Consider the following 15,477-nt stretch of genomic DNA (forward strand, 5'->3'; position numbering starts at 1 on the left):
TCCGCCCGCGGCCAGGCCGAGAACCATATCAAGGCGTGGAAAACCCATCTCGCATCAGACCGGACATCATGCTCGAAGGCGAACGCCAACCAGATGCGCCTGATGCTGCACGGCTGCGCCTACTGGGTCTGGTGGAAGCTTCGCGCGGCTTGCCCGAAGCGCTCACCGTGGCGCCGCGCCCAGTTCGACACGCTGCGGCTGCATCTCGTCAAACTGGCCGCCACCATCGTCGAAAAGAAGACCCGGATCATCGTGACCCTGCCGGCATCGTGTCCCCGAAAGGGACTTCTCCTCCTTCTCTTCGACGCCCTCGCCCCACCGAAAACAGCCTGACGCAAGCGCCCCGACAAACCCAGAAACATCAACCCGTATCGCCCAAGACCCAAGTCACCGGCCGGCCTGCCAACCGGACGCAAACACCGGGTGCGCGCAAGAAAACCGAGACCGGGGAAACCATCCCACGGAGCACAAGTCCGCAGCTTCATGAATTATGCGGGTTAGCTGAAGGCGTCCGGCATGGACGCCTTTTTTGTTGCTACGTAATCTTTTAGCGCTTCCCGAACCGCGGGATCCATTTCTGGCTGCACGTAATCCGACAGGAGCTTGTCCATCTTCGCGGCGGCCAACCCTCGGGTGTCCCGCCCCCCTTCGTCCGCCCAAGTCTCGAACGGCTTGTAGTCGAGCAGTCCGGATTTCCAGAACGCTGCCTTGAAGTTCGCCTGCGTGTGCGCGCAGCCGAGATAGTGACCGCCCGGCCCCACTTCTCGAAGCGCATCCATGGCTTGTGCGTTTTCGTCTATTTCGACGCCTCGAGCCAAGTGGTGCAGCACGCCGAGCTGATCGGCATCCATCACAAACTTCTCGAAATCTGCGACGAGACCGCCCTCCAGCCAGCCGCAGGCGTGGAGCATGAAGTTAACTCCCGCCAGCAATCCCGCATTAAGAGAGTTTGCCGTTTCGTAAGCGGCTTGGGCATCCGGCAGCTTGGATCCGTTGAAGGAACCGGCAGACCGAAACGGAAGTCCCAACCTCCGGGCAAGCTGTCCTGCGCCGTAAGTGATCTGCGCCGCCTCGGGCGTGCCGAAGGTGGGCGCGCCGGAGTTCATGTCGATCGACGTGACGAAAGCACCAAAGACGACAGGCGCACCCGGCCGCACCAGCTGGCTGTAGGCGACACCGGCCATCACCTCGGCCAGAACCTGGGTCAGCGTACCGGCGACCGAAACGGGCGCCATGGCCCCGCCAACGATGAAGGGCGAAATGATGCAGGCTTGGTTTGCCGCCGCATAAGCTTCCAGCGCACCCATCATAACCGAATCGAAGGTCAGCGGCGAGTTGATGTTGATCAACGAGATCAAGGCCGTCCGATCGTCCAGGCCGCCGAACAGAATATCCGCCATCTCGACCGAATCGACGGCACGTGAGGGTTCGGTCACAGACCCCATGAACGGCTTGTCGGTCAGGGTCATGTGCGCCATCAGCATATCGAAATGGCGCTTATTGACCGGCAGGTCCGTCGGCTCGCAGACCGTACCACCGGAATGGTGCAGCCATTTCGATTGGTGCCCCAGCTTCACGAATTTCTCGAAATCGGCCATCGTCGCATAGCGACGCCCGCCCGAATCCCGCACGAAGGGCGGACCGTAGACCGGCGCAAGCACGAGGTTCCGGCCGCCGATCTCGACCGCACGCTCGGGGTTGCGGGCAATCTGGGTGAAGGTCGACGGCGCCGTGGCACAAAGCTTGCGCGCAAGACCCTTCGGAATACGGACACGGTCCCCGTCCACATCCGCGCCGGCCTCGCGCCAGCGGGCAAGCGCGGGGTCGTTCTCGGGAAACGAAACCCCGATTTCCTCCAGGACCGTTTCCGCGTTCGATTCGATGATCTCGAGCGCCTCGGCGTTCAGAATCTCGAAATCGGGCATGTTGCGGGTGATGTAGCGCGCCTGTTCGATCGCGCCGCTGGTGCGTTCGGCCCTGCGCGCCGCGCCGCCGCCGCCACGCCGTCCGCGCCTTGCAGCCGTCTCTGTACCGTCCGCCATGCTCTCCACCCCATATCGCGTCATGTTTGAGCATCGGATACCCCGCAGATCGGCGCGACAAGGCAACGTTTGCGTCCCGGTCGGGCGAAAGACGACATGATGCGGCCCGCTTGCCTCACCCCGCCGCCACGCGTAAGCGGCCCATATGGACATCGCACACCAGCATCAGCGCCTCCTCATCATCGACTTCGGCAGCCAGGTAACGCAGCTCATCGCGCGCCGCCTGCGCGAGCTGAAAGTCTATTGCGAGATTCACCCGTTCCAGAACGTCGACGACGCGTTCTTGCGCGAATTCGCCCCCAAGGCCGTCATCTTTTCCGGCGGACCGGCCTCCGTATTCTCCGAGGGCGCACCGATGCCGCCCCTGTCTGTCTTCGAGCTCGGCGTGCCGGTTCTCGGCATCTGTTACGGTCAGCAGGTAATGATGCATTGCCTGGGCGGTATGGTTCAACGCGGCCACGGCACGGCTGAATTCGGCCGCGCCTATGTCGCCCCGAGTGAGGAGCGCCTTTCCCTTCTCGACGGTTGGTTCGAGGGCGTACGCGAGCAGGTCTGGATGTCGCATGGCGACCATGTCAGCCGTCTCGCTCCGGGCTTTGCGGTCTACGGCACCTCACCCAACGCCCCTTTCGCCGTCACGGCCGACGTCGCGCGGCATTTCTATGCGGTACAGTTTCACCCAGAAGTGCACCACACTCCGAACGGCCTGAAGCTGTACGAGAACTTCGTTCGAATCGCGGGCTTCGACGGCGACTGGACGATGGCATCCTTTCGCGAAGACGCGATCGAAAAGATCCGTGAGCAGGTCGGGGACGCCAAGGTTATCTGCGGTCTGTCCGGCGGCGTCGACTCGTCCGTGGCCGCAGTTCTGATCCACGAGGCGATCGGCGATCAGCTTACATGCGTTTTCGTCGACCACGGATTGCTGCGCGCCGGTGAGGCGGAGCAAGTCGTGACAATGTTCCGCGAGCACTACAATCTGCCCCTGATCCATGCGGACGAGGTCGACCTTTTCCTCGATGCGCTTGAGGGGGTCTCCGATCCGGAAGAGAAGCGGAAGACCATCGGCCGCCTCTTCATTGATGTCTTCCAGAAACACGCCGATTCGATCGAAGGCGCAGCCTTTCTCGCGCAGGGAACTTTATACCCCGACGTCATCGAGTCGGTCAGCTTTTCCGGCGGGCCCTCCGTCACGATCAAGTCGCACCATAATGTCGGCGGCCTGCCCGAGAAGATGGGCCTGAAGCTCGTGGAACCCTTGCGCGAACTCTTCAAGGATGAGGTACGTGCGCTTGGTCGTGAACTGGGTCTGCCGGAAACGTTCATCGGCCGTCACCCGTTCCCCGGGCCAGGTCTTGCCATTCGCTGCCCGGGTGCGATTACGCGCGCCAAGCTCGAAATCCTGCGCGCCGCCGATGCGGTGTTCATCGACCAGATCCGTCGCCACGGGCTCTATGATGACATCTGGCAGGCTTTCGTCGCCATTCTGCCTGTGCGCACCGTAGGCGTCATGGGCGACGGGCGGACATATGATTATGCCTGCGCTCTACGTGCCGTGACCTCCGTCGATGGCATGACGGCGGACTACTACCCATTCGACCACGATTTCCTCGGCGAGACCGCAACGCGGATCATCAACGAGGTCCCGGGGATCAACCGCGTGACCTACGACATCACGTCAAAGCCGCCGGGCACGATCGAGTGGGAATGAGGTGAAGCGGCGGCGGCCAGACGCCGCCGAATTTCACCGTCCGCGAAGCAACCCCCCGAGCACTCCGCGGACCAGGGTTCGCCCCGCCTGCGTTCCAAGCGAGCGGGCGAAGGACTTCGCGAACGCCTCCCTAACGGTGTTGCCGCCGCCCGCCGCGCCAGTATCTCGTATGCGCTCTCCCGATCGACGAGCGCCGCGTATTTGCCAGAAATTGGTGAGGCCGCGACAATCTCTTGCCGCTCAACCTCCGCAATCGGCCCCAACGCGGAGGTCGGCGGGCGGATCAACGTGCGTTCGACAATACCCGGGATGCCTTTCTCTTCCAAAAAGGATGTGACGGCCTCGCCAACGCCAACTTCGTGAATTGCGTCCTCGATCTCGAAGCGCGGATTCTCGCGATAATTTCGCGCAGCTTCCTTCAGCGCACGACGATCCTTTGCCGTAAAGGCCCGCAGCGCATGCTGCACACGATTACCGAGCTGACCCAGAATGTCCTCCGGCACATCCTCGGGGTTTTGCGTGACGAAATACACGCCGACACCCTTCGATCGAATCAGCCGCGCCACCTGCTCCACCTTGTCGAGCAAAGCCTTCGGTGCATCGTCGAACAGAAGGTGGGCCTCGTCGAAGAAGAAAACGAGCTTCGGCTTGTCAGGATCGCCAATCTCGGGAAGTTGTTCGAACAGTGCCGAAAGCAGCCATAAAAGGAACGTTGCATAGAGACGCGGCGACGCCATGAGCTTGTCGGCGGCCAGAATATTGACACGTCCGCGACCTTCCGATATCACCGCCAGCAGGTCCTCAAGTTCCAGCGCCGGCTCACCGAACAGCAGGTCGCCTCCCTGCCCTTCCAGCGTCAGCAGCGCGCGCTGTATCGCCCCCACGCTTGACGCCGCGACATTGCCGTAGCGCAACGTCAGTGCCTTACGGTTCTGTCCGACCCAAAGAAGCAGCGCCTGCAAGTCCTTGAGATCAAGGAGCGCAAGCCCCTCCTCATCAGCCGCGCGGAACGCGATGTTGAGGACGCCCTCCTGCACCCCGGTCAATCCCATCAGCCGCGCGAGAAGGAGCGGTCCCATCTCCGAGACGGTAGTACGCATCGGGTGGCCTGCCGTGCCCCAAAGATCCCAGAACGTAACCGGCACGGGGGCAAAATCGAGATCGAGATTGATCGTCCCGGCACGCTTCGCGAACGCGTCGTGAAGCTTGTGATCAGGCGAACCCGCCTTGGCCATGCCCGAAAGGTCGCCTTTCACGTCTGTCAGAAAGACCGGTACGCCGGCATCCGAAAAGCCTTGAGCGAGTATCTGAAGCGTTACAGTCTTACCCGTTCCGGTCGCGCCCGCGATCAGCCCGTGCCGGTTCGCAAAGTCCAGACGCAAGCATTGCGATGCGGCATAGTTTTCTCCGCCTCCTCCCACGAAGATTTTCATCGCGCCGTCATCCATCAGGACTTCCTTATCGCTCGCCCGCCGTTCATCCGACGTTAACCCGTTTACGGCATAACAGACCGTGAACCGCCGCGCACAGGTCCTCCCGCCTGAAGTCGTTGACGGTTCACCTCCCTGTTGACTGGCCGCACGGTGAACTCACCGTGCGGTTTTTTTTACCTTACAGCTCAACGGAACCGGTCCAGTTGCAAATCCTCGTTGACGCACACGCAATCGCTGCCTAGGGTCCGCCCATCAAGTCGGCCAGTCCGACAGGGAGAGAAAAAACAACACGAAAAAGGGCTCGCCGCACGGGCCCTTTTTCTTTCGTTGTTTCCAGAGACGCGACGGTCTGCACCTAATCCGACGTCGCGGAATACCCCCTGCACCTCCGATCGGCACCGTGCTACAGGCCGGGCAAAATTCAGAACAGGAGAGAGACCTTGACCGACGCAAGAACCTGCATCGCCGTCCTGCTCGCCACCGTTGCCCTGCTCACCGGCCCTGTCCAGGCGCAGGATACCGAAGCCGCGGAAGAGGCTGTCGGCGCCGAGTCCGCCGATACGCCAGAGCCCTCAATGCCCGCGCTCCCCGGTGGTGACCTGTCGACCGGACGGGAAATAGGCGAAGCCCTTGGCGGCGGCCCCGAAATCTATGTTCGCGAGGAGCATGGCGATTGGGAGGTGCGTTGCCTTGAGGCGCCGGAAGGACAGGACGATCCTTGCCAGCTTTACCAGCGGCTCACAGACCAGCAGGGCAATCCGACAGCGGACGTCAACTTCTTCGACCTTCCCGACGCAGCAGGCGACATCGTCGCCGGCGCGACCGTTCTGACCCCGCTGCAAACCCTTCTGACGGAGCAGGTGACCCTGAAGGTCGATGGTGGTCAGCCGCGCCGTTATCCATTCAGCTTTTGCGACCAATCGGGGTGCTACGCACGGATGGGTTTCACCCAGGCCGACGTCGACGCGTTCAAGCGCGGCGCAATGGCGACGCTCGTCGTTGTACCGGCACTCGCCCCCGATCAGGAAGCGGTTCTGGAAATGTCACTGTCCGGGTTCACGGCCGGCCTGAACGCAGTCGAGGCCGCCAACGAGTGACTATCCGACCGGAGTAAATGACGCGGCCCGGCCGTTAGGCCGCGTCATTCAGACCGCGCGGAGCGCCAGCACTGCATTCTGCCCGCCAAAGGCGAAGGCATTTGATAGACACGACGTCACCCGCCGCTCGCGGGTTATATTCGTCACCAAATCGATCGGGCAATCTGGGTCGCGCTCCCGCCAGTTGACGGTCGGAGCGATCAGCCCGTCCCGCAGCGCCATGATGCAGGCCAGCAATTCGATCGAACCGGTCGCACCGATGCAGTGGCCGTGCATCGACTTCGTCGACGACACGGGCAAGTCGTCGGCATGTGACCCGAACACTTTCCGAATCGCGGCGCTTTCGGTCCGATCATTGGCCGTCGTTGCGGTACCGTGGGCGTTGATATAGCCAATCTCACCCAACCCGGCCCCCGCATTGCGCAAAGCGCCGGCCATCGCTCGCTCGGCTCCGTCCTGAGCGGGCACCACGATATCGGCCGCATCCGATGTCATCGCGCTGCCCGCAACTTCGGCCAGGATGTCTGCGCCGCGCGCCCGCGCACGGTCGAGGGTTTCGAGAACGAAGATACCCGCCCCCTCTCCCTGTACCATTCCGGATCGGGTGGCGCAGAAGGGGCGGCACGTGTCGGACGACATGACGCGCAATCCCTCCCACGCTTTCACGCCGCCAAAGCACAACATCGCATCCGATCCGCCGGTCAGCATCACATCCGCTAGTCCCGCACGGATAATCTGCACCGCTTGTGCAATGGCGTGATTACTGCTGGCGCAGGCGGTCGAAACGGTGAAGGACGGACCGCGCAGCCCCCACTTCATGCTCAGATGCGATGCCGCGGCACTGTTCATCAATTTGGGCACGGTGAACGGATGCACCCGATTCTTTTTCGCCTCGAACACTGCACGATAGTTCTCGTCCTGCGTCTTTAAGCCCCCGCCCGATGTGCCGAGTACGACTCCGGCGCGCTCCGCCTCCGCATCACTCAGCGCTGGGTCCGACTGCGCCATGGCCTCGGCCGCGGCGATCATCGCGAATTGGGTGTAGCGGTCGTAAAGTGCGAGTTGTTGGCGGCCGAACTTCGATGCCGGATCATAATCGCGGACCTGCGCCCCGATCCGGATCGACAGCCGGTCCAGATCCGGAAGATCCAGCGGCCCGATCGCGCACCGCCCCTCGCGCATTGAATCCATGGTCGCCGGCACGTTCGCGCCGAGGGCATTAATCGTGCCGGCCCCTGTGATGACGACGCGGCGCATCGTCGTCACGAGTGCTGCGAGGCGACCAAACGCTCTACCGCCGCCACGATGGAGCCGACGCGCGACAGATCGAGATCGGAGGCCTGAGGCTCGTTGGCGTTGAAGGGGATCTCGATATCGAATGCTTCCTCCAGCGCGAAGATCGCCTCGACGACGCCCATCGAGTCGATCCCCAGATCGGCGGGGACTTGGTCGTCGGAAATGTCCGCAACGTCGACCATGGCCTGTTCAGCCAGTATCTCGTGCACACGGGCGCGGATATCAGACATTGCCGTCACCCCCGCCAGCTTTGATCTTGGCACGAAGCTCCGCAAGCTGCTCCAAGGCGCGCGGCAGACGGCGCAACGCCCGATACATTGCCATGTTGGTCTCCATCTTCACGGCCGGCGACCCCATGATGACCTCTCCGTCCCGGACGCGGGTAAAGATATCGGTTCCGCCGCCCGCGACCACGTCGTTGCCGATCGTGATGTTGTCGTTCACCCCGACTTTACCGCCCAGCACCACGCGGTCTCCAATCGTGGACCCGCCGGCAATACCGACCTGCCCACAAAGCAGGCAATCTTCACCGATGCGGTTGTTGTGTCCGACCATTACGAGGTTGTCGATTTTCGTGCCCCGTCCGATCGAGGTATCCGAAACCGTTCCACGATCGATCGTCGAATTCGCTCCGACCTCCACGTCGTCGCCGATCCTGACCGAGCCGAGCGAATGGATCCGGGTCCAACTCTGCGTCGTGACCTCGCCCTGATCGCCGAGGCTCCGGCGCGCCTTCTCGACGCCGCTTTCCTGCGGTGTGACGAAACTGAACCCGTCGCCGCCGATCACCGCTCCGGGTTGCGCGATGAAGCGGTCGCCGATGACGACGCGCGCTCCGATCCGCACGCCTTGCATCAGAAGGGCATCGTCACCGATCTGCGCATCTTCGGCCACGGTCGCTTGCGCCGCGATCCGCGCTCGCGCACCGATCCGCACGTGTCGTCCGATGATGACATACGGACCGACTGAAACATCCTTACCAAGCTGCGCGCCGGCCTCGACGATTGCGGTTGGATGCACGCCGGGCGCCATCTCCGGTCCCGGGTCTAATGCGCTCGTGATCGCCGCCATGGCAAGACGCGCACGCGGGACGAGAACGGCACCTTTCAGTCCGAAATCGCGCCAATCGGCCCCTTCCCACAGGATCGCACCGCGCGCCCGACCGGAGCGCAAAGCATTCGCGTAAGATGGTGACATGGCGAGCGCGAGGTCTTCGGCCCCGGCCGCGCCCGGCTCCGCCGCGCGAACGAAGCGCAACGTTCCATCACCCTCGAAGGGGCGCCCGAGTGTTTCGGCGATCTCTGCCAGAGTGAACAAAGCTTTGCCTCCGAAGGCGACCTGCCTTGTGGCGCGATCTAACTCCGCGGGGCGGTCAATGCCACCCCGGCCGCGCGCAAAGCCTGCATCACCGCTTGATCACGCCCGTAAGGGTCGGGCCGGTAGTTCGCTTGGCCACCCGGCTCGACCCAGACGGACCAGTAGACGAGGTGCACCCCGATCGACCGCTTCAGATCGACACGCCGCTCATCACCCGTCCGCAGGATGGCGTCGAACCCCGCCTCCGGAGTGTCCGTCTGCGGCGCGAGCAGGTGGTAAGCCATCTCCAGCGGCCGAGCGACGCGAACACAGCCATGACTAAACGTACGCCGCTGGTTGGCGAACAAATTCCGCGCCGGTGTATCGTGGAGATAGATGTTCCACCTGTTCGGAAACATGAATTTCACCCGCCCAAGCGCATTGCGCGGTCCCGGCGGTTGACGAAGCGAGAACGGGAAGTTGTCGGCGTTATAGCGGCTGAAATCGATGCGGTGCGGGTCAACGCGCCCGTTGCGCGAATAGACGTCGAGGTGCCGTGCGCCGCCGCGACGCAACTCGGGCAGATATTCCTCCACGGCGATTGAACGAGGAACGTACCAGGTCGGGTTGATGACCATGTGGGTCATCGTCTCGCTGAATTCGGGCGTACGTCGGTCGGGCTCCTCGGACCCGACGATGACGTCGGTGTCGAAGGTCAACTTTTTGTCGTCGTAGATATAGGCCCGCTGCTCGGCAAGGTTGACGAGGATGTGCCGCGGCTCAAGCGGCTTGTTCATCCACCGCTGCCGTTCAAGCCCGACGACAACCTGCTCCAGCCGGGTTTCGAGCGGGACATTCAGCGTCTCGATGGTCGAAGGTCCGGCCACGCCGTCGATCTTGAGTCCGTGATCGGACTGAAACGCGCGCACCGCATCGGCAAGCGCGGCATCGTAGGTCGCGACGGCGGTGCGCTCCAGGTAGCCCATTCGGATCAAACGGTCGCGCAGAGCGACTACGGCAGCGCCGGTGCTGCCCGGTTCGATCGCCCGGAAGGAGATGTTCGGCCCCCATCCGCCCTCTGCGCGGGACACCTCCAGGCGGCGTTTTTCGCGCAGCAGGCGGTCGTACTGCACAGCATGCGGACGGAGAGCCTCGAGCACCGCCCGAGGATTTCCATCGGCAAAAGCGGTGAGTATGGCCGAAACGTCAGGGGGTGAGACCTCGAGAGCGATATCGGAGACGATTTCGCCGGGGGTAAGGATGCCGGAGCTCAAGTCGCGCGCATAGGCGGTTAGGAGGCGCGTCATTCTTACTTCAAGCGCGCCGCGTGCAGAGGCAGTCTCGGCGGCGGCAATTGCGGCGCGAATCGCTGCCGGATCATAGCGCTCCGCCGGCAGGCCGTGATCGCCCGCTTGCGCGAGCGCCGCGAAGAACGCTTCCCGCCGTTCCGCTGACCTTTCGCCGATCCAGATCGGAGCAAAATCGCGATTCTTGTAAAAGGTGGACAGTGTCGCGTCATCATGAACCGCTTCGGCCACGGATTGTTGCAGCGGCGACACAAGCGGCGCCGCACCCGCCGGGATGGTTACCGGAGCAAGTGCCAGAACGGCAGCAGCGATCAAGCGGCGGAAAGCAGACATTCTTTGTCCTGACTGTAGTTTACGGCTTCCAGAGTACCCCCGCAGCGAAAAAGCCGCCATTCACCTTTTACAAAGATTCTCCCTTTAGGCAGGACCGCAACATCCCGGCGAAAGGTTTCCGGACCGGTATCATTGGCGGATTTCTGCTTATTCCGTCCCCGTTTCGGAACCTGGCTGCCGGATCGCTGCAATCATGCCAAGGGTGGGACGTCACATGGGGATGAGACACCTGAGGCCGCGTCAGACGGTCCGAGATAACGAATGGGGCATATCGTGACTCAACAGACTTCCACAAAATCGGTGGGCGTGCTTTCTCGTCGTGGGCTTCTTGGCGTTTTCGCCGCGACCGCCGTGACCGCCGCGCCGACTTATAGCAACGCAGCGGGATTCCTGCGCGGCGGCGGCGATGTCCGCCGCATCAAGATGCACAACGCCCGTACGGGCGAGAACATGGACACGATCTATTGGATCGACGGTTCTTATGTCCGGGAGGCACTGCAGGAGATCAACTTCTTTTTCCGGGACTGGCGGCGCAACGAGGTCAAAGCGATCGACAACCGCACGCTCGACATCGTTGCGGCCACGCACCGTTTGGTGGATGTGCGCGAACCATTCCTTCTGCTCTCGGGCTACCGCTCTCCTGCGACGAACGCGATGCTTCGCCGTCGCTCCAGCGGCGTCGCCCGAAGCTCCCTTCACCTGAAGGGACAGGCGGCGGATCTTCGTCTGAATTCCCGGTCGGTAAGCCAAGTGGCGCGCGCAGCCGCCTCCTGCAACGCAGGCGGAGTAGGCCGCTATTCAGGGTCGAACTTCACCCACGTCGATTGCGGCAACATTCGCAGCTGGGGCAGCTGACGCAGCAGGGGTACTGCTTCCCGTTTGCGGGGGCATCGCAGGTCGATCTGATTGAGTTGCAAGTCAAGTATCCTGCCGGCCTAAAAACCGGCAGGTCCTTCATTCGGCGTCAAGTTGCACTTCTCCTTCACCGCCGAATTTAATTTCCCAATTATCCACGAAAAGAAGCAGGTCGCTCCGCACGATGACGCGGCCGCTTTGCGGACGACGCGGACGTTTGCACCGATGCCGGCCCCGGACACCCAGCGGCCATTGATGCGTCCTTGTGCCCGCCACCGCTGCCGCAACGCAGGACGCGCAATGCTTTCTGTCGCGAGTTGCGCGGCAGGTGTTGCGCCCGTCGGGTCGGGCATCTTGCCGGAGAGGTGGAGAGATCCACCGAGGAAGCCTACAAGGAGGCATGCTCGCAGATGAAGCCCGCCGCATCCGAAAAATTGCCGCGAAGGACACCTCTTTTCATAAAGTCGCTGCGGCTGACCTCGATGCCGCTGAGGCGCGTCTTGCCCAAGCAGCCACGGTGACCGGTTTCCGGCTGGAAGCGATGCGAACGCTGGCGCTCGGCCGGAATGGCCACAGCCGTGCCATCGTGAATGCTGCTGCTCAGGTGGCTCCTATACGCCTGGTATGGCTGGCAGATGGACCCTGCCTCGTCGAGGGATCGCAAGCGGGGGCGCGGCTACTTGCGGTGAACGGCATATCCGTTGCGGAAATTCTCGCCAAGCTGCGCCCCTACCTTGCCGGCACGGATCAGAGGGCGCGGGCGCTGGTTGGGTTCATGCTGGCCTGGCCGCCGGCTGTCGCTCTGGCAACGGAGGTGCCGTCTGCCCCGGCCTACCGCTTTGCGACCGTTGGCGGGGATCAGATCGAGCTCACCGCCACCGATACGGTCCCAGCGGAATCGCTCTACCCCGTGGGGGAGCGCGGAGTGGCAGGCCGCCTGGTCGCACTTCAAGGGATCGCCTATGGCGACGAGGCAGTGCGCGGGATCTTCCTCCGTCAGCTTGCAAGGCAAGTCTCCTATGTCCGGATCGGCGATTTCCGCGCCACTCCGCCCACGGCGACCGCGGCACAACTCTCGGCCATCGCAACGGAAATCCAGGGGGCCCGCCGTCTCGTGGTCGATCTGCGCGGCAACCCGGGCGGCAACTTCTTCGGCGCTGCCGCCTTCGCCCGGGACCTGCCGGAGGTCGCTCCCGGGGCGGCGCTCGCGGTGTTGGTCGACAAGTTCACCTTCTCGGCGGCGCTCGTCGCCGCGGCGCTGTTGAAGTTCCACGCGGGCGGTCGTCTCGTCGGCGAGGAGATGGGGGACACTGCTGCCTTTCATGCCGAGGGCGGAACCGCGCTATTGCCGCAGTCCGGCCTCTTGATCCGCTATTCGGATGGCTGGCACGATTGGGCCGAAGGCAAGGCCGATCCCGTTCTGACGCCACCGGAGATTGCGCGCGAGATGGTGCCGGCCGGATCGCTGACGCCCGACATTGTCGCCGCGCCGACTGGCGCCGATCTCGCCGCCGGCCACGACACGGCACTTGCCGCTGCGCTCGCGATGGTCCGAGATTAGCACGGGCTGGGACACCTCCATGTCCGGCCGTTGCGGCCGCGCACCGGTCATTTGTGCGGGCCGCAGCGAATAATTCCTTCCTGTCCCGCGGTGACCGCCATGGAGGAACGGCAACTGCGGGCTCGAACCAGAGGTTTTGCCTGCTAAGGTTCATGGCCACCGAAGCCCCTATGAGGATGTGCGCCTCATCTGTCGGCCCACTGCCGCACAGAGCAATCCTCGCATCTGCTCCACCACCGGGATCGGCTTCCATACGGTCGTGGCCTCGGTCGACGGAAGGCCAGATGAAGACTTCCGCTTTCGAACTTTGCTCTCCGTGGTCCTGTGGTTCCACCGCCAGATCATCTCGTCCAGGTATCGCTGTAGGTGCTTCCGTCCGAGACGGTGATACACACCGATCAGAGCGCGCTGGACGACCGCGTTCACGGCCTCGACGGTGTTGATGTGCGCCCCGGTCTTCGTGTTCGCATACTGGCGCTTATTGTGCTGGATTGTATGGTGGCTGGCAAAAGATGCCCCGATCTTTACGTAATTTGGGTTCTTGTCGGTGATGAGCGCCGACGTCGGGTCGATCCAGCCCTCGATGATGGGCTTCATCGTGCGCCGTTGAGCATTCGGGATGAGCACCGCTCGAGCCTGACCGTTTCGCGCCGCAGCAACGAGCGCGATCGATTTGCCCGTTCCTCGCCCCCGCTTGTTCTTGACGCCATGGCGGAACTTCGGCTTGCCGCCGACGAAGGCCTCGTCGACCTCGACCACTCCCGACAGTCGACCAGCAGTGCCCTGCCGATCATCCATCATCTCGCGGATCGCATGGCGAAGCTTCCACGCGGTCTTCTGGTTCACGCCCAAAATGCGCGACGTCACGACCGAAGAGATGCCCTTGGAGGAGGTCAGCACGAGGAACATTGCGACGATCCAGGTCCGGAGGTCCAGTTTCGTCGCATGGAGCGGCGTCCTGGTGGTGACGGTGAACTGGCTGCGGCATTCCTCTCGATGCACTGATACAGGCCGGGCCGCACGGATGCACCGCGCAGCGGGCGCGAACTCAAGCTGCCGCAATGTGGACAGAACCGATCATCGCCCCAGATGGCGTTCTCGAGGAAGAGCCGCGCGTGACGTTCGGTCGGCCTCTTCTTCCAGACATCGCGGACGGACTTCAGTTCGGTGATCATGGAGTGGCCTCGCTTCGGGGGAACCCAGAAGATTGGCTGATTTCTCCTAACCGGAAGCGACTACGTTATGGCGCAGCTGGGACCTTCGCGAGGCAAGCAGGCTAAGCAGCTTTGAAAGTTCTGCTTTTTCTCGTGAATAATAGGGTTTAGTTTCGCAAACACACACTTCTTGCAGCGTAGCCGACTGGCGTCGTGCCCCTTTTTGCACAAGGGGACGGACGGAAGGGATCCACGTAGTTGATCCTGGCGGTTGGTTCGGGCGCACGTCAAGGGCCTCGCGGGCCCGCTACCGGCGACGAGCTGGCCTTCCACGACGCTGCTCTTTGCGAACAGGGCTTGCTTTTGGTCTGGTTGCATTCCGGCGCGGCCTCGCACGCGCAGAGAACGGACAAGCGAGGACCGTCTGGGGCCTTCCCGGCGTACCACGACTTGGATCTGTCTAATGCTGAAGAAAGGATGTCCTGGAGATGCGCCGTGGTGCGTTTCAGCCCTGAACGGGCGGAGCCCTGGGCCTCCATGGTCTTCCGCTCAGCCAGACGGTCGGATCGGTCGAAAGCCGATAGAGCAACCTGCGGTCTGGAAATTCTGCTGAGAGCGGGTCATGCATCCTGGCATTCCCATTTGATGTAGGCCTTGGTCTCGGAGGCCCATTTCTCGTCGATCTCTACGAGGACGGCGCTGACCAGTCGCAGCAGAGCGTCGTCGCTGGGAAAGACCCTGACCTTTACGGTGCGCCGCTTGAGCTCCTGCTGGACGGATCGCTCCATCGGGTTTGAAGTGCGCAGCCGGCGGCGATGGTGCTCGGGCAGCGTGAAGACCGCGAGCCCCTCGGGCGCGTTTTCCTCCAGCCATGCGGCCAGCTTCGGCGCAGAGGTGCGATAGCTGGCGACGATCTCTGCCAAGGCCGTTTCTGCCTTGGCGAGCGTGCTGGCATTCCACACGGTGCGCAGCTCGGCTCCGATGCGCTTGCGGATCTCGACGTTCGGAGCGTGATGAATGGCGTTGCGCGCGAGATGGAACTGGCAGCGCTGCCATGTGGCGCCGCCAAGAACAGCCCGCCGGGCAGCACGCAGCCCTGAGTGGTCATCCGAAACGATGAACTCGACGCCGCGCAGGCCGCGGGCGACCAGGCTCTCCAAGAAGCCCCGCCAGTGGACCTCGGCCTCGGACAGGGCCACGGAAACGCCCAGAACACGCCGCCGCTCGTCCGGGCCGATGCCGATTGCCGAGAGCACGGCAGCATCGCGCACCACCCCGCCGTGGCGCATCTTCTCGTACCGGGCATCGAGGATGAGGTATTTTACCTGGCCCAGAGGGCGGTTGCGCCATGCCTCCAGTTCGTCGTCGAGCAGCTTGGCAGCCCGGCTGACC

Annotated in this window: 12 protein-coding genes and 1 pseudogene; 5 read left to right on the forward strand and 8 right to left on the reverse strand. The window is 63.0% G+C overall.

Annotation, left to right across the window (positions count from 1 at the left end):
• Nucleotides 1–333, forward strand: a 333-nt coding sequence (locus JSE7799_RS02620) for a transposase (protein WP_186201820.1), incomplete at its 5' end; no start/stop codon positions are given.
• A 164-nt stretch (nt 334–497) separates the two neighbouring features.
• On the opposite strand, the gene JSE7799_RS02625 is transcribed toward JSE7799_RS02620, so the two are convergent.
• Nucleotides 498–2,066, reverse strand: coding sequence for a trimethylamine methyltransferase family protein (locus JSE7799_RS02625; protein WP_370736636.1), 1,569 nt, complete (start codon nt 2,064–2,066; stop codon nt 498–500).
• 121 nt (nt 2,067–2,187) lie between these two features.
• Here JSE7799_RS02625 and guaA point away from each other — a divergent pair, with 121 nt between their 5' ends.
• Complete coding sequence (gene guaA / locus JSE7799_RS02630; RefSeq protein ID WP_055662220.1) at nt 2,188–3,753, forward strand: glutamine-hydrolyzing GMP synthase; 1,566 nt, start codon at nt 2,188–2,190, stop codon at nt 3,751–3,753.
• Here the strand turns inward: guaA and JSE7799_RS02635 are convergent.
• Nucleotides 3,708–5,201, reverse strand: a complete 1,494-nt coding sequence (locus JSE7799_RS02635) for a helicase HerA-like domain-containing protein (protein WP_083480187.1) — start codon at nt 5,199–5,201, stop codon at nt 3,708–3,710. The genes guaA and JSE7799_RS02635 overlap by 46 nt on opposite strands.
• Nucleotides 5,202–5,626: 425 nt before the next feature.
• Between JSE7799_RS02635 and JSE7799_RS02640 the strand changes: the two genes are divergently transcribed.
• On the forward strand, nt 5,627–6,283 hold the full coding sequence (locus tag JSE7799_RS02640; RefSeq protein WP_083480189.1) for an invasion associated locus B family protein: 657 nt from the start codon (nt 5,627–5,629) through the stop codon (nt 6,281–6,283).
• 48 nt (nt 6,284–6,331) lie between these two features.
• Here JSE7799_RS02640 and JSE7799_RS02645 read toward each other — a convergent pair whose 3' ends face one another.
• The 4 genes from JSE7799_RS02645 to JSE7799_RS02660 are packed head-to-tail and all read right to left on the reverse strand — an operon-like array spanning nt 6,332 to nt 10,575.
• Entirely contained in the window at nt 6,332–7,540 is a 1,209-nt protein-coding gene (locus JSE7799_RS02645) for a beta-ketoacyl-[acyl-carrier-protein] synthase family protein (protein ID WP_055662221.1), read from the reverse strand.
• 5 nt (nt 7,541–7,545) lie between these two features.
• Nucleotides 7,546–7,809, reverse strand: coding sequence for an acyl carrier protein (locus JSE7799_RS02650; protein ID WP_055662222.1), 264 nt, complete (start codon nt 7,807–7,809; stop codon nt 7,546–7,548).
• The gene (gene lpxD, locus JSE7799_RS02655) at nt 7,802–8,896 is read right to left on the reverse strand and encodes a UDP-3-O-(3-hydroxymyristoyl)glucosamine N-acyltransferase (RefSeq protein WP_055662223.1); all 1,095 of its coding nucleotides are present in this window, start codon (nt 8,894–8,896) and stop codon (nt 7,802–7,804) included. Before lpxD ends, JSE7799_RS02650 begins: the two co-directional genes overlap by 8 nt.
• A gap of 38 nt (nt 8,897–8,934) precedes the next feature.
• Entirely contained in the window at nt 8,935–10,575 is a 1,641-nt protein-coding gene (locus JSE7799_RS02660) for a L,D-transpeptidase family protein (protein ID WP_245624775.1), read from the reverse strand.
• A 201-nt stretch (nt 10,576–10,776) separates the two neighbouring features.
• Here JSE7799_RS02660 and mepK point away from each other — a divergent pair, with 201 nt between their 5' ends.
• Complete coding sequence (mepK, locus tag JSE7799_RS02665) at nt 10,777–11,370, forward strand: peptidoglycan L,D-endopeptidase MepK (protein ID WP_055662225.1); 594 nt, start codon at nt 10,777–10,779, stop codon at nt 11,368–11,370.
• Between the two features lie 400 nt (nt 11,371–11,770).
• Nucleotides 11,771–12,931 carry a S41 family peptidase gene (locus tag JSE7799_RS02670; RefSeq protein WP_055662226.1) on the forward strand — a complete coding sequence of 387 codons (1,161 nt, stop codon included), beginning with the start codon at nt 11,771–11,773 and terminating at the stop codon, nt 12,929–12,931.
• 168 nt (nt 12,932–13,099) lie between these two features.
• Here JSE7799_RS02670 and JSE7799_RS02675 read toward each other — a convergent pair.
• Nucleotides 13,100–14,106, reverse strand: a pseudogene (locus JSE7799_RS02675) (IS1595 family transposase).
• 599 nt (nt 14,107–14,705) lie between these two features.
• The coding region (locus JSE7799_RS02680; RefSeq protein WP_055662228.1) for an IS256 family transposase at nt 14,706–15,477 on the reverse strand (772 nt) is incomplete at its 5' end.

This window comes from Jannaschia seosinensis (genome assembly GCF_001408515.1).
Lineage (GTDB): Bacteria > Pseudomonadota > Alphaproteobacteria > Rhodobacterales > Rhodobacteraceae > Jannaschia > Jannaschia seosinensis.